A 14,050-nucleotide genomic window follows, 5' to 3' on the forward strand; every position below is an offset into this window, starting at 1 on the left:
CTGTCCGCCGGCTGTTTCGAGACCGATCCTAGCAGGGATGGGACGAGCGTGCGCTTGGGCAGACAACGAAAAAGCGGCGTGGAAAATTCCACGCCGCTTTTTCAGGCTTGGGAAGGGAAAGCTCAGCCGCGCTTGGCATCGATCGAGTAGGCGCCAGGGCCCGAGGAAGCCAGCAGCAGGAAACCGCCGGTGATGGCGACGTTCTTCAGGAAATGGATCATCTGGTTCTGGTCGGCCCAGCCGGTATGGGCGACAAAGGCCGAGGCGATGGTGAAGACCGCGAGCACCCAGGCGGCGATGCGGGTCTGAAAGCCAACGAGCACGGCAAGGCCGCCGAGCAATTCGATCAGGCCGACGACAATGGCCGTTACGGTCGGCACCGGCAGGCCCATGGCGCCGAAATAGCCGGCGGTGCCCGAAATGGCGGTGAGCTTGCCGAAGCCGGAAAGCAGGAAGATGGCGGCGAGCAGGATGCGGCCGAGCAGGATGGTGGTGGAACTGTTGGACGCGATGCCGGCGCCGGCAGCGGAAGTGTTGATGGACATGGTGGCTCTCCGAAAAGGGTTGATGTCCCGTCAGATAGACCAAGCCGACTGTTCACCAAAGCCGCCAGTCCGGCGACACATTGTTCACAGGACGTACATTTCGGGATCGTTCGACCGACGCAAAATTCTTGTCGCGGCCAGCAGCGGCGGGAGCAAATTGTCCCGCCACAAATTCGGATTTCTAGTTGACGCAATCCCCAAGAAGAGGGCTGCGCGCTTCCCGAGGAAACGCAAGGCACTTTCCCTGGAATGGCTTAACCCGGATGCGTCATGTCCTCCGGCCGCACCAGCCGGTCGTAGTCTGCCTCGCTGACCAGCCCAGTGGCCAGTGCTTCCTCGCGCAAGGTGGTGCCCTTCTTGTGCGCGGTCTTGGCGATCTTGGCGGCATTGTCGTACCCGATCGTCGGCGCCAGCGCGGTCACCAGCATCAGCGAGCGGTCGAGCGCGGCTTTGATGTTGTCTTCGCGAGCCTCGATGCCGACGACGCAATTGTCGGTGAAGGAGATCGAGGCGTCGGCCAACAACTGCACCGACTGCAGGAAGTTGTAGGCCATCAGCGGGTTGTAGACGTTGAGCTCGAAATGGCCCTGGCTGCCGGCGAAGGTCAGCGAGGCGTTGTTGCCGAACACCTGCACGCAGACCTGCGTCAGAGCCTCGCATTGGGTCGGGTTGACCTTGCCCGGCATGATCGAGGAACCCGGCTCGTTTTCCGGCAGCGACAGTTCGCCGAGGCCCGAGCGCGGGCCGGAGCCGAGGAAGCGGATGTCGTTGGCGATCTTGAAGAGGGCGGCGGCCGCCGCGTTGATGGCGCCATGCGAGAACACCATGGAATCGTGCGCGGCGAGCGCCTCGAACTTGTTCGGCGCGGTGACGAAGGCAATGCCGGTAATGTCGGCGATGCGCGCCGCCACCTTTTCCGCAAAGCCGACCGGCGCGTTGAGGCCGGTGCCGACGGCGGTGCCGCCCTGCGCCAGTTCCTGCAGGCCGGGCAGCGTCATCTCGATGCGCTTGATCGAAGAGGCCACCTGCGCGGCGTAGCCGGAAAATTCCTGGCCCAGCGTGAGGGGTGTCGCGTCCTGCGTATGGGTGCGGCCGATCTTGATGATGTGGGCGAAGGCCTTCGTCTTGACCTCGAGCGCAGCGTGCAGATGCTTCAGCGCCGGCAGCAGATCGTGCACGATGCGCTCGGCGCACGCGATGTGCATGGCTGTCGGGTAGGTGTCGTTCGACGACTGGCTCATATTGACGTGGTCGTTAGGGTGCACCGGCTTCTTCGAGCCCATGACGCCGCCCAGAAGTTCGATGGCCCGGTTGGAGATCACCTCGTTGGCGTTCATGTTGGACTGCGTGCCCGAGCCGGTCTGCCAGACGACCAGCGGGAAATGATCGTTCAGCTTGCCGTCGATCACCTCTTGCGCCGCCTCGATGATCGCCTTGCCGACTGCCGGATCGAGCCGCTTCAACTCCATATTGGCTTCCGCCGCCGCTCGCTTGACGATGCCGAGCGCACGCACGATCGAGGCCGGCTGCTTTTCCCAGCCTATCCTGAAATTGCCGAGGGAACGCTGCGCCTGCGCGCCCCAGTAACGGTCGGCGGCAACCTCGATGGGGCCGAACGTGTCGGTTTCGGTTCTGGTCCTGGCAGCGGTCACTTGTCTCTCCGACGATCGAATTCGGCAACGGCGTATCGCGTTGCACAATGGCCTTCAAGCAGAGATTGCGGCCGGCAGGCAGTAAATCGGTTGAAGCAGTAGCGCCGCCCTTCGGAATCCTGCACCCTCCACTTTCGTGTGAAGGAAATTGCTCCTCAGTGCGGCTTGATCCCATAAAGTGGACGGAAACTTGCGGATTTAGCTCGATGAGATCATGTCGAGCTGGCGGATTGCTCTACGCAAACTTCCCCCAGGATCAGCAATGCGCAATTCACGTCTACCTACGAGCGACGCTGCCACACAAACTACCATCCGTGCCGGCGTCTCACTGGCAACAGCAGCGATGAGGTAGCTTATGCACTTGTCCTTCTGTTCAGTTTCCGTCCAAAATCCGGCATCGCATCCGGATCGAGCTTCGGATCGCGAAGCCGAGAATTTCAAGTCCACCCTGGGAGCGCCTCCACATGGCCTCGGAGTTTTCCAAGATGCATGGCGGCAAGGTCGAAGCCGTCTCGACGTCGCAAGTGACGCTCTTTGTCCTCCGTATTTTGCTGAAACGCGCCTGATCGCGGACCGTCAGCTCGGAACCTTTTTCCTCCAACGGCGCAGCTTTGTCCTGAGATAGGATCTATAGCCGAACGGAAGTGTTCGCCGTCCGGAAGGCGTGCTTGTCCGCGCCTCCAGACGCTGGCGCACGACGCTCATCAGTCTGCAGAACGCGGGTGTTTCCAATGATTGCACCCGTTTGACGAGATTGTCGGGCAATGGCTTTGAGCGCCAGTCGAAATAAGCCTCGTAGTCTTGCGGCGTTGCGATCAGGTGCTGGAGATAGGCTGCAAGATCGCTGGCGCTGGCGAAGGCACTGGCGTCAATAAAGGAGTGCTCCGGAACGAACTCGTCCACATTGGGAGCGCCAAGGTAGATCGGCACCGTGCCCGCCATGAACGCGTCATAGATTTTCTCGGTGACATAGTCGGCCTCGATCGAGTTCTCCATGGCCAGGCAGAATTTGTGCCGCGCAATGGTTTCGATCTTGGTCTTCGAGCCCAGATCGGGGCCAGAGACCGATCGGTTGTGGCGATATCGGCCATAAGAATCGATCTTGATGTGGCGCGCCAGTTCGTTCGCCAAATCGACACGGCCGCTATAATTCAGGCCGGCCGACTGGAAGAGTGCGACCGGCGCTTCTTCCGTTTTCGGCACGATTGGTCTGGCCAGCGCATCTTTCCACCACACCGCACGCGGAAGGTAGGGTACCCAGACATCGGACCGGGATTCATGCGTCATGATGATATCGAAGTGCCGCATGAATTTGGGGTCGGCAAGTCGCTTGTAGTTTTGGCCGCATTCCATCGACCAGGCGACCCAATATTGACCAGGGTATTTGTAGGCATCGCCAACTTCGCGAAAGTTCGGAATATGGAAGACGACTGCCGCGGCCTCGGAAATCCGTCGTTTGTCCAGTGTCCACCGCCCGGGCATTTCGCACTGTATCGACGCGATATCGACGGGTTTGCTGAAGAACGTTGTGTAGAAGAGGATCAGTGGATCGATAGACGGCATGGCACCACGAATGTCTGAAGCATTGCTCAATCTGCAGACAGACGCGGTATCGGAAGTTTGGTCAAGTGCTCCGCTTGTTCGAGGCCGAGGGCCGTCCAAACGGTCACCCCGCCGTATACCCGCCATCGATCGCGAAAATGCCGCCGCTGGTCCACGCCGCCTCGTCGCTGGCCAGATAGACGGCGATGCCGGCAAGATCGCTGGTCTGGCCGATGCGGCCGAGCGGGTAGCTGCGCTCGACATAGGTTTTCAGCTCGGCTTGCGCTGCCGCCGGCAGGTTGTCGATCGACTTGCGCCGCATGGCGGTGTCGACCGTGCCGGGCGCAATCGCATTGACCCTGATGCCGCGCGGACCAAGCTCGAAGGCCAGCGACTTGGTCAGCGAATTCAGCGCGCCCTTGGACAAGGAATACAGGCTCGACGGCCGCTTCGGGATCATCTTGTCGGCGAAGTAGGACGAGATGTTGATGACGGAGGCGTTGGCGCCGAGATGCGGCAGCAGCCGCTGGGTAAGGAAGAACGCCGCCGTCACATTGAGCGCGAAGGATTGCTGGAATTGGTGCTCGGTGACGGTCTCGAAAGGCACCAGATAAGCGACGCCGGCATTGTTGACGAGGATGTCGAGCGGGCCGGTTGCTTTCGCGCGATCGACCACGGCATCGATGCCGGAAGAGGTCGAGAGATCGGCCGACTGGGTGCCGACGTTGCCCGCCGCCGCAAGTGTCTCGCGGGCGGTCTCGAGCTTGCTGGTGTCGCGGCCGATGATCAGCACGTCGGCGCCCTCGCGCAAGAAAGCTTCCGATATGGCCAGGCCGATGCCGTCCGAGCCGCCGGTCACCAGTGCTCGCTTGCCAGAAAGTCTCATTGAAGGCCAAGTCGCATCGAATGCTCTCGCTGTTGCCCGCGTCACGAAGCAATGCCGATCGGCGAGGGCGGTCAAGCCGCCGGCCTATCGCTCAGTATGAACTTCGGTTGGCCGCGTGCCGATCCGGTTACCGCAGCAGCGACTGCGACGTCGGCGTCAGGCGCAAGGTTTCGGTCCGCCACGTCACATCGGCCGCTTGCCATTGGGGCGAAGCGGCAACTGCGGCTTCGTAACTGGCATGCGCCTCGGGACTGTCGAAACCCGTCACCGCGATAAAGACGTTTTCGCTCAAGCGCACCGGCAGGCGGGGAAAACTGTTTTCAGCGTGCTCGGTGATGAAGGCGCCAAGCAACCGTCCGCCAGCGCCGATAAGGACCGGAACGGCATCCGTTTCGAAATTGCCGGCGAAATCGGCTTCGGCGCCAGACCGCAGATGATGAATCTGGATGACAACAACACCGGTCAAGCCATTGTCTGCGCTTGGCTTTCCATCCGCCGGCATGGCGCCTCGCTGCGAGCCTGACAGATCGAAGCCGGCGCCTGGCCATGCCGGCTTCAAGAGCAGTACATCGTCGGAATCGATCATCGTCGCATTGGCGGCGTCGCGGTGCGCCGTCCACACCGGCCCGTCATAGAAGGCGGTGAGCGCCTGCTTCCGCGCTTCCATGCCATCGAAGCCGCGCAGCCAGACGAACATGTCGGGGCGGTCGAGGTCGCGGAACTGTCCGATGATGGTCATGCCGGCGTGTTCCTGGCCTTCGATGAACCGACTGTCGAAGATGTCGATCAGCGTCTCGCGCCGGCCCGGCTTCAGCGTGTACTGCCGCAACTCGACGACAGGCGAAGCGAGCAGTTTTGCCGCCGCAGGCGCATTCAGGGGTACGGTCATTGTGTCGTCTCCAAAAAACAGGATGATCATCCGGTTTATAAAACAGACCGGTTGTCCTGTTTTGTCAATCTGCTATCGTTGGCAAATGTCAGCAGAGATTGCTCGGGCTCCGAAAGGGCCGCCGCGAAAACGCACCAACGATCCCGAAGGGCTGCGCAACAAGGTGCTCGATATCGCCGAAGCGTCGTTCCAGGCGCGTGGCTATCATGCATCCGCCCTTGGCGAGCTGATGACGACCGCAGGCGTCAGCGGCGGCGCGCTGCATCATCATTTCCCGACGAAGAAGGCGCTCGCTCTGGCGGTGATCGAGGAGCGCGTGGCAGCGGCCCTCGATGAAACCTGGATCAACCCTGTACGGGCGGCAGGCTCGGCGCGCGAAGGCGTGCGCGCGGTGTTCGAGGCGGTGGCGACCGAGCTTGAGCAGCAAGGCTTCGTGCGCGGCTGTCCGCTCAACAATCTGGCGCATGAACTGTCGCTCGCTGACCCGGATTTCCGCGCCGCTCTGGACGATATCTTTGCCGGATGGCGTCAGGCGGTTGCCGACAAGGTGCGAGCCGACCAGCAGTCGGGGAGGGAGCAGGGCACCGACCCCGAGCGCTTTGCGGCACTCGCCATCGCCGCCTATTCCGGCGCCATGTCGATGGCCAAGGCGGCACAGGATGCCAGCGTGCTGCGCGATTGCCTGGCCGAACTTCAGCGCAGCTCAACGCCGCCATTCCCGAGCAGAGCGAAGCGGCGTCGCAGGATCCTGCTGCGGCCGGGAAAACCTTGAGGCCGGAACTGCGCTGTTCTAGTTGGAAAGCGGCTTGATCGTCTCGTAACCGTTCACCGATTCCGCGCTGGTCCCTTCGTCGTAACGCCGGGCGAGAGACGCTTGCAGATCGGGAGCATAAAGCGCGGTGAATGTGTCCAGCGTTTCGCCGGCGCCGTTCTTGAAGGTCTCCGTGACCGCCAGCACGTTGTATTTGCAGCCGCCGACGCTGAACGTCTCCTTGCCCTTGACGACCAGGCTCAGTGTCTTGGTGCTCTTCGGCTGCTTGTTCGGCGACAACTCGACGAATTCGATCGTGCTCTTGGCTCCCGTCTTCAGCGGAAACAGTTTTCGCAGATCGGAAAACGGGATCGTCGCCACCCGTCCGGTATCGCTGTCGCGAAACACTTCGACCAGGCCGGCAAACAGGAACTGTGTCTGCGGCGATTGCGATTCGTAGGTGTTGGCAACGGAGACCATGCCGCCGGCCACCGGCCGAAACTCGCTGCGGACGCCGGGCATTTCCAGAACGAAGCCGGCCTTGGCCGATTTTGCGTCGACACAATCGGCGGCATGCACCGCAGCCGCCGGCAGCAACCCAGCCAGCACCACGCCTATCGAAACGGCTCTCATGAAATCCTCCCCTCTGCTTGTATTTGCTGCGCGCCAGCATGACCCAAGAAATGCCAGAGCCTCAGTGCCGTGTCGACCTGCCAATTCCTGGCAACTGGACGGTGGGGCGCCGGCTGTGCTGAATTTCAGGTCATGAATCGCAAGCTCGTCCTCTCCCGTCGCAATTTCCTCGCACAGGCAGCCGGCCTTGCCATGGCTGGCATGCTGCCGCGCGCCGCGCTTGGCCAGACCGGCAAGCGCATCCAGCCCATCGACGCCACCTTTCTGTTCATCGCCGATGTCCATGCCTGCCGCATGTCGAGCGGCCTCAGCCCCAACTGCCTGGAGGAAGGCAAGACCGATGCCGCGCTGTTGCGCAATGTCGCTGTCCTCAATGGCTTGGCCGGCCGGCAATGGCCAGTCGAGATCGATGGCGTTGCAACCCGCCTGCGTTCGGCCGGCGGCCGCATCGATGCGCCGCTCGGCCTCGTTGTCGGCGGCGACATCACCGACGATGGCGGCGGCCAGATCACCGAGCCCAGCGAAGGCACGCAACTGTTGCAGTTCAGCCAGCGCTATCAACAGGGCGTCGGTCCCGATCGCGTGCACATGCCGGTCTATGTCGGCCTCGGCAATCACGATCTCGACCAGAACGGCTCGCCGCCGCACGTCGACTGGTACCGGCGCGAATTGCGCGACTATGTCGAGGTCAACCATCGCCCCGGCGTGTTCTTCAAGCCCCCGGTGCCGGCCACCGAATACGATGTCGACACCGACTGCTATTCCTGGGACTGGGGCGGCCTGCATCTCGTCCAGACCCACCGGTTTGCCGGCGACACCGGCCACGGCGCGGTGAGCAGCCTGCCGTGGCTGAAGCAGGATCTGACGACCTACGCTGCGGATGGCCGTCCCGTCATCCTGTTCCAGCACTATGGCTGGGACACTTTCTCGGTCGAGCGCTGGGACCCGGCCAAGCGCACCTATGACGATGACGGCGCAGGCGCGCCGCATTGGTGGAGCGAGGCCGACCGCCAGGCGCTGCTGGCGGCGCTGAAGGGCTACAATGTCATCGCCATCTTCCATGGCCATCAGCACGAAGTGCCTATGATCTACAAAAGCGATGGCCTCGACCTGTTCAAGCCGAAGGCTGCCTATATGGGTGGCTTCGCGCTGGTGAGGGTAACCGGGGACGGCATGGACGTGGTGCTGGGCGAGGCGGCGGGCGACCGGGGCGGGGTCAAGTTCACCAGCGCCTTCAGCAAGAGCCTCAGCCTCTGACAAGAAAAAGGCGGCCTTGAGCCGCCTTCCTCATTGCCTGCAAGATCGGGTCAGAGCGCCTTTTTGATCTTGTCCTTCACGTCGCCATAGACCTTCTGCACCTTGCCGGCGGTCTTGTCGGCCGTGCCTTCGGCCTGGGTCTGCCTGTTGCCGGTCGCCTTGCCGCCGGCCTCCTTGACCGAGCCCTTGACCTGCTTGGCCACGCCGGCAACCTGATCCTTGTTCACCATCTTTGCATCTCCTGGGATTCCGGGGATTCATTCGCAGGAGGCAAACGGGCCGGCTTGGCTTAGGTTCCCTGGGCGGCGATCATCGTCGCATCTGGTCGCTTATATGGTCGCCGAAACGCTTTGCCGCGTCGTATCGTGTGACTAGTGTGTCGAAATTTTGGGGAGACCGCCTTGGCTGAATTTACGCTCATCATCGCCAACAAGTGCTTTTCGTCCTGGTCGCTGAGGCCATGGGTGGCGATGAAGCATCTGGAGATCCCGTTCGAGGAAGGTTTCGTGCGCCTGCGCACGCCCGAGACTTTTGCCAATCTGGCGAAAGTGTCGCCGACCGGCCTTGTGCCAGTGTTGAATCACAATGGCAGGATCGTCTGGGAAACCCTTGCCATCCTTGAATATCTGGCCGACCTGTTTCCTGAGAAAAAACTTTGGCCGCAGGATATCGGCGCCCGCGCCTTGGCTCGCTCGGTGGCGACCGAGATGCATTCCGGCTTTCGCGAGGTGCGCTATGGCTGGCCGATGAATTTGCGCCGGCCGAAGGCCCACAAGCCGCTCGACGCCGAAGGCGAAATGCAGCGCGCGCGCATCGAAACGATCTGGCGCCAGTGCCGGGAACAATACGGCAAGGGCGGCCCCTTCCTGTTCGGTCATTTCACCGCGGCCGATGCCATGTATGCACCTGTCGTCACCCGCTTCGACACCTATGGCGGCGAACTCGCGCCCGACACGCGCGCCTATGTCGACGCCGTGTTGGCAACGCCGGCGATGCGGCACTGGTACGCGGAAGCGGCGAAGGAGACTTGGCCGGAACCCGGCCCGGACGAATAGGACCACTAGTGACATCACGGTGAGTGACCGATGGCCAGCAATGATGGACCGCGTGAGACTACCGCGCCAACAATCTTCCACTGCCGGCTGATCCCGCCTCGGCCGGACTTCGCCTTCACCCTGACGGAGGAGGAGAGGGAGTTGATGGGCCGGCATGCCGACTATCTGCGCGGCAAGCTTGCCGAGGGCACCATGATCCTGGCCGGGCCGGTCGCCGACCCGGCCGGCCCTTGGGGTCTGCTGATCCTGCGTGTCGGCAGCGAAGCCGAGGCAAGAGCGGTCACCGACGGCGATCCGGTGTCGAGCTTCGGCCGCGGTTTCCACTACGAGATCCTGCCGCTGATCAGCGCGATCCTGTAGGCGAGCGTAAGTTTATGGATGTGAAACGGTTTTCCACTTGGGAATTGTGTCAGACAACGGCACATACAAGAACGCCTCTCGCACCGTTTAATGTGCGGGAGGCGTTCTTTTGCCAGCATTACCGAGATTGTTCTCTGAATTGCTGACATCACGGAAATGCGCCGGCTTGCGATTGGTTCCGGGGCGTGGAATATTTTTTGGAACGCCTTGCGCTCCGCCACCTCGTCAGTTGAGGCTTATGCCTCAGGCACCCTCAGGTTGAATTTGGGCTCCGGCCAAACCAGAAATTGACTGGGCGCTAAAAGAAGTCTATAAGAAACATGTCGATATTTGTTTGACCGACTTTTGTTATCCGCGCATGATGCGCGCCTTTGACGAACTTCCCCATCAAAAATCGAGACAAAACGCTGTTGTGCAGTCGCACGATGGTGAACGAATGTTTGCCAGGGAAAGGGTTCTTCATGGCCACCGGCACAGTGAAATGGTTCAACGCCACCAAAGGTTTTGGTTTTATTCAGCCTGACGACGGCTCCGCCGACGTTTTTGTCCACATCTCGGCCGTAGAGCGCGCCGGCATGCGTGACATCGTCGAGGGTCAGAAGCTCGGCTACGAGATGACCCGCGACAACAAGTCGGGCAAGATGTCCGCCGACCAGTTGAAGGCGGCCTGATAAGGAATTCGGCCTTCCGGTGACCACGGATGTACTGGCACCGATGAAAGGCTGAAAGGAGCGCCTTGCGCATCCAACTGGATGCGCGGCGCTTTCATGGAAGGTCAGGCGGTGCCTGGCCTTTTTCATTTTGTGCGTCGTGCCGCTAAAAGTGCGCCGCACGCCGGCCGGAACGTGCTAAGGGACGCTCCAGCAATCTGAACCGCCCATACTGCCCCGCTGCCGTATTGCTTTGGTCGTAATCGAAGACCGCTCTCGCTCTATCGGCACCAGGCTCCCGACAGGAGAAAGTTTTGACCACTCAATCCAAGACCGCCGACCAGGCCGGCTCGCTGTTCAGCAAGACGCAAACCCAGTCGATGTCACTCAACCGCATCCTGTCCGAGCGTGATGCCGTCAGCGAGGCGCGCGAAGCCAAGACCGCGCGCTTGCGCGAACTGCGCAAGGAAAAGGAAGCCGACGACATGGCAGCGGCCGCAGTCCTTGCGGCGCTGCCAAAGCGGGCAGGCAAACGCTGATGGCCACCAAGCGCGTACCGCCCACGCCGATCGATGCCGATGCGACCATAGCGTCCATGGTCCCGGGCCTGGACAAGCCGGTCGAATATGTCCGCCGTGTGCTGGAAAAGCTCGAGCGCTGCAAGCGCGCGCATGGCGATGCCCAGGTGCGCGTCGGCGTGCGCGGCCGTGCCGAAGCCCCGAACTATCTGGTCGAATATGTCCGCGAGGACAAAAAGACCCAGGAGCGCGTGACCTACCAGGATGCCGCCTATAGCGGCAGCACGCATCGCGAACTGGCGGCGCACCACATTGCCGAGGCGAGGAACTGGTCGCCCGAGGAAATGAACATCACAGCGGTCTCGGCGCTGATCGGCCGCTTGCGCAATCCGCGCGCACCATCATCCCGCTTTTCCGACGAGGACTGACATGGCCATAAAGTTTTCCACCAAGGACCAGCCGGCAGCGCCGGCTGCTGCCACTGCAAAGCAGGCCAAGCCCGCTGCCGCGCCGAAGGCCGCCGAACCGTCGGCAACCGATCTGTTCGAGGCGCCAGCCGCCACGCCCAAGGGCAAGGCAGGCAAGAAGAAATAGCGCCTTGCCGCACCAAGCCGATCGCAATCTCGCAGCACCTGGGCTGGTCGCGTTGGCCGCCAGGGATATCCGGTCGTCAAAACAGGACGACCAGCCGGTTTTCGATTGCCAGAGCTGCGGCGCCTGCTGTTCCTACTCGGCCGAATGGCCGCGCTTCTCGACCGAGGACGATGCGCAACTTGACCGGATTCCGGAAAAGTTCGTGTCCGCCGACCTGTCCGGGATGCGCTGCGAGGGCGTGCGCTGTTCGGCGCTTACGGGCGAGATCGGCAAGCACACAGCCTGCGGCATCTACGAGATCCGCCCGGACGTCTGCCACGCCTGCATGCCTGGCGGCGACGATTGCCTGATGGCGCGCAAGGCGCACGGGATGCCAACGATCTAGCCGACGCCCACCTTGCCTCATCCCACATCCCCCGATAGCTTCCACCACGGGCAGGGCGTTGGAGGAACCATGAGCATCGAATTCCTGTTGACGTCGCTGATCGTCGTGGCTTCGCCCGGCACCGGCGTTCTCTACACGCTGAGCGCCGGGCTTTCGCGAGGCGCGCGCGCCTCGATCACTGCTGCATTCGGCTGCACGCTTGGCATCATCCCGCATATGGCCGCCGCCATCACCGGCCTGGCGGCGCTGCTGCACACAAGTGCTGTCGCCTTCGAGACGCTGAAATATCTCGGCGTCGCCTATCTCCTCTACATGGCCTGGAACACGCTGAAGGAGAAGGGCGGCCTGAGCGTCGATGAAAACGCGGCACCCCGCTCGGCAGCCAAGGTCATCACCTCCGGCATCCTGATCAACATCCTGAACCCGAAGCTGTCGATCTTCTTCTTTGCCTTCCTGCCGCAATTCGTCAGCACGACCGAACCGAACGCATTTGCCAAGATGCTGGAGCTCTCGAGCGTCTTCATGCTGCTGACCTTCGTCGTCTTCGTCGCTTACGGCATCTTTGCCGCCTCGATCCGGAGCCATGTCGTGTCGCGGCCGATGGTGCTGACCTGGATGCGCCGCACCTTCGCCGGCGCCTTTGTCATGCTTGGGGCCAAGCTGGCGCTTGCTGATCGATAGAACAGGATCTGGCAGGCATCGGCCTACTCTTCGTCGGTTCCGGATCCGGTCCGGATGCCTAGACGCCAGGCGGAGGGCGGAAGGCCGATCATCTTCTTGAAGGCGCGGCTGAACGCTGCCTCGGATTCGTATCCGATTTCAGCGGCGATGCTGGCCATGTTGCTGGAGCCGGCGCTGAGCAGCTCCGAGGCGATCTGCATGCGCCATTTGGCGAGATAATGCATTGGCGGCATGCCGACCAGCCTGGTGAAGCGTTCGGCGAGCACGCTGCGCGACAGCGCGGAGTCCTTCGCCAGCGCCTCCACCGTCCAGTTATGCGCCGGCCGGTCGTGGATCAGCGCCAGTGCCCTCGCCAGGTGCGGATCGCGCAGGCCAGCCAGCCATCCCGTGGTTTGTGGCGGCAGCGATTCCAAGTAACGGCGCAACACGTCGACAAACATCAGTTCGCTCAGTTTGGTGAGCACCGTTTCACTGCCTGCGCGCTTTTGCGCCACCTCCGTGACAGCCAGGTTGATGAACTGGCTGAGCCAGCCGCCATCGCCTTTGGCAGCTCCGGCCTTGATCACCGGCGGCAAAGCCTCGAGCAGTGGATTGAAAGGCTGTGCATCACAGGCGAGATAGCCGCAAACCAGCCTGGCCGAGGTCGCGCCGTCGCCGGCGCAGTTGATGTAAAACGGCATCCGGCCGGCTGTTGCGATGTCGAGAACGTCGGCTGTCGGCGGATCGGCGCGCAGCGCCGGATTGCTGGACATAATATGCGGGTCGCTCCTGGTGAAGACGACGACTTCGCCGGCCTCCAGCGCGATCGCTTCCTGGCCGACGATGCGCGCGAAGCAGCGACCGGCCGTTACCACATGGTAGGAGATCAGATGGTCCGCACCGGGCAGGATCTTCGGCAGGATGGACGATGGCGCCGGCGAGCAGACGGCCCACGGCTCGTGGCCCTCAATGTCAAAAAACGTCGCGCCGGTAAGGCGTACCGTCCTCAACAGATCAGACAGAGCATCCCCGGCCATTCCGTTTCGTCCCGCACCCGGCTAGCCGGTCAGCCATCCCTTTCGAGTTCCGGACGCGCTGTCAAGCGAGGCGGACGCCGTATCATTCAGTTCGCGGCCAGAACTCCTAAACCTGCACCGGTGCTCAAGCGCTGCCGAGAGAGGGCGCTGAGTGCTGTCGAAACCAACCAGGGACAAATGTCATGACGGTACATAAGGGCGGGTGTTTTTGCGGCGCCGTGGAAATCGAAGTGCACGGAGCCGCCGAGGCAATGGGCTATTGCCATTGCGGTTCGTGTCGATCGTGGTCGGCGTCTCCCGTGAACGCCTTCACGCTGTGGAAGCCTCAGAACGTCAAGGTCACCAGGGGCGCGGAGTTCCTGTCCGGGTTCGAGAAGACCGAAATGAGCGATCGCCAGTTCTGCACGAAATGCGGTGGTCATCTGATGACCGTTCATCCGCCGCTCGGCCTGGTCGATGTCTATGCGGCAACCATACCAGGCGTGAAATTCACGCCTGGGGTTCACGTCAACTACGCTGAGACCGTGCTGCCGATGAAGGATGGGCTGCCCAAGCTCAGGGACTTTCCGGCTGAGCTCGGCGGCTCCGGCATCGCGGTGCCGGAATAAGGCCCGGCCACTGCTCGCCATTTTTGAC

19 protein-coding genes are annotated in these 14,050 nt (G+C 62.0%); 11 read left to right on the forward strand and 8 right to left on the reverse strand.

Annotated elements, in window-relative coordinates; all coding sequences use genetic code 11:
* Positions 1-122: 122 nt before the first annotated feature.
* The 5 genes from AC3EMP_RS16390 to AC3EMP_RS16410 all read right to left on the reverse strand — a co-directional run bounded on the left by AC3EMP_RS16390 (position 123) and on the right by AC3EMP_RS16410 (position 5,514).
* Positions 123-545, reverse strand: coding sequence for a DoxX family protein (locus AC3EMP_RS16390; RefSeq protein ID WP_023694684.1), 423 nt, complete (start codon positions 543-545; stop codon positions 123-125).
* A gap of 254 nt (positions 546-799) precedes the next feature.
* Entirely contained in the window at positions 800-2,197 is a 1,398-nt protein-coding gene (gene fumC, locus AC3EMP_RS16395; RefSeq protein WP_023712733.1) for a class II fumarate hydratase, read from the reverse strand.
* A 576-nt stretch (positions 2,198-2,773) separates the two neighbouring features.
* Positions 2,774-3,859: a glycosyltransferase family 10 domain-containing protein gene (locus tag AC3EMP_RS16400; protein WP_245260232.1), complete on the reverse strand. Its 1,086-nt coding sequence runs from the start codon at positions 3,857-3,859 to the stop codon at positions 2,774-2,776.
* A gap of 4 nt (positions 3,860-3,863) precedes the next feature.
* Positions 3,864-4,625 carry an SDR family NAD(P)-dependent oxidoreductase gene (locus AC3EMP_RS16405; RefSeq protein ID WP_023727885.1) on the reverse strand — a complete coding sequence of 254 codons (762 nt, stop codon included), beginning with the start codon at positions 4,623-4,625 and terminating at the stop codon, positions 3,864-3,866.
* 127 nt (positions 4,626-4,752) lie between these two features.
* Entirely contained in the window at positions 4,753-5,514 is a 762-nt protein-coding gene (locus tag AC3EMP_RS16410; RefSeq protein ID WP_023727886.1) for an NIPSNAP family protein, read from the reverse strand.
* Positions 5,515-5,599: 85 nt separating this feature from the next.
* Here AC3EMP_RS16410 and AC3EMP_RS16415 point away from each other — a divergent pair, with 85 nt between their 5' ends.
* Positions 5,600-6,286 (forward strand): TetR/AcrR family transcriptional regulator, encoded by a 687-nt coding sequence (locus tag AC3EMP_RS16415; protein ID WP_023727887.1) that lies wholly within the window; start codon positions 5,600-5,602, stop codon positions 6,284-6,286.
* 18 nt (positions 6,287-6,304) lie between these two features.
* On the opposite strand, the gene AC3EMP_RS16420 is transcribed toward AC3EMP_RS16415, so the two are convergent.
* The gene (locus AC3EMP_RS16420) at positions 6,305-6,898 is read right to left on the reverse strand and encodes a hypothetical protein (RefSeq protein ID WP_023671496.1); all 594 of its coding nucleotides are present in this window, start codon (positions 6,896-6,898) and stop codon (positions 6,305-6,307) included.
* 132 nt (positions 6,899-7,030) lie between these two features.
* Here AC3EMP_RS16420 and AC3EMP_RS16425 point away from each other — a divergent pair, with 132 nt between their 5' ends.
* On the forward strand, positions 7,031-8,155 hold the full coding sequence (locus AC3EMP_RS16425; protein ID WP_023671497.1) for a metallophosphoesterase: 1,125 nt from the start codon (positions 7,031-7,033) through the stop codon (positions 8,153-8,155).
* Positions 8,156-8,205: 50 nt separating this feature from the next.
* Here the strand turns inward: AC3EMP_RS16425 and AC3EMP_RS16430 are convergent, their stop codons facing one another.
* Positions 8,206-8,385, reverse strand: coding sequence for a CsbD family protein (locus AC3EMP_RS16430; RefSeq protein WP_023671498.1), 180 nt, complete (start codon positions 8,383-8,385; stop codon positions 8,206-8,208).
* Between the two features lie 171 nt (positions 8,386-8,556).
* On the opposite strand from AC3EMP_RS16430, the gene AC3EMP_RS16435 reads away from it, so the two are divergent.
* From AC3EMP_RS16435 to AC3EMP_RS16470, 8 genes are all read left to right on the forward strand, one after another.
* Positions 8,557-9,210: a glutathione S-transferase family protein gene (locus tag AC3EMP_RS16435; RefSeq protein WP_023827237.1), complete on the forward strand. Its 654-nt coding sequence runs from the start codon at positions 8,557-8,559 to the stop codon at positions 9,208-9,210.
* 30 nt (positions 9,211-9,240) lie between these two features.
* Positions 9,241-9,570 carry a YciI family protein gene (locus AC3EMP_RS16440; protein WP_050588150.1) on the forward strand — a complete coding sequence of 110 codons (330 nt, stop codon included), beginning with the start codon at positions 9,241-9,243 and terminating at the stop codon, positions 9,568-9,570.
* Positions 9,571-10,031: 461 nt separating this feature from the next.
* On the forward strand, positions 10,032-10,241 hold the full coding sequence (locus AC3EMP_RS16445) for a cold-shock protein (protein WP_023671502.1): 210 nt from the start codon (positions 10,032-10,034) through the stop codon (positions 10,239-10,241).
* A 293-nt stretch (positions 10,242-10,534) separates the two neighbouring features.
* A complete protein-coding gene (locus AC3EMP_RS16450) occupies positions 10,535-10,759 on the forward strand; it encodes a hypothetical protein (protein ID WP_023689917.1) in 225 nt (74 codons plus the stop codon).
* Positions 10,759-11,166, forward strand: coding sequence for a hypothetical protein (locus AC3EMP_RS16455; protein WP_023671504.1), 408 nt, complete (start codon positions 10,759-10,761; stop codon positions 11,164-11,166). Before AC3EMP_RS16450 ends, AC3EMP_RS16455 begins: the two co-directional genes overlap by 1 nt.
* A 1-nt stretch (position 11,167) precedes the next feature.
* Entirely contained in the window at positions 11,168-11,332 is a 165-nt protein-coding gene (locus AC3EMP_RS16460) for a hypothetical protein (RefSeq protein ID WP_023671505.1), read from the forward strand.
* A gap of 52 nt (positions 11,333-11,384) precedes the next feature.
* A complete protein-coding gene (locus AC3EMP_RS16465) occupies positions 11,385-11,717 on the forward strand; it encodes a YkgJ family cysteine cluster protein (RefSeq protein ID WP_023671506.1) in 333 nt (110 codons plus the stop codon).
* Positions 11,718-11,786: 69 nt separating this feature from the next.
* Entirely contained in the window at positions 11,787-12,398 is a 612-nt protein-coding gene (locus tag AC3EMP_RS16470) for a LysE family translocator (RefSeq protein WP_023689918.1), read from the forward strand.
* 23 nt (positions 12,399-12,421) lie between these two features.
* On the opposite strand, the gene AC3EMP_RS16475 is transcribed toward AC3EMP_RS16470, so the two are convergent.
* Positions 12,422-13,414: an AraC family transcriptional regulator gene (locus AC3EMP_RS16475; RefSeq protein WP_023697711.1), complete on the reverse strand. Its 993-nt coding sequence runs from the start codon at positions 13,412-13,414 to the stop codon at positions 12,422-12,424.
* Positions 13,415-13,596: 182 nt separating this feature from the next.
* Here AC3EMP_RS16475 and AC3EMP_RS16480 point away from each other — a divergent pair, with 182 nt between their 5' ends.
* Complete coding sequence (locus AC3EMP_RS16480; RefSeq protein ID WP_023734267.1) at positions 13,597-14,022, forward strand: GFA family protein; 426 nt, start codon at positions 13,597-13,599, stop codon at positions 14,020-14,022.
* The last annotated feature ends 28 nt before the right edge of the window (positions 14,023-14,050 follow it).

The sequence above is a fragment of the Mesorhizobium sp. P160219 genome, from assembly GCF_057786095.1.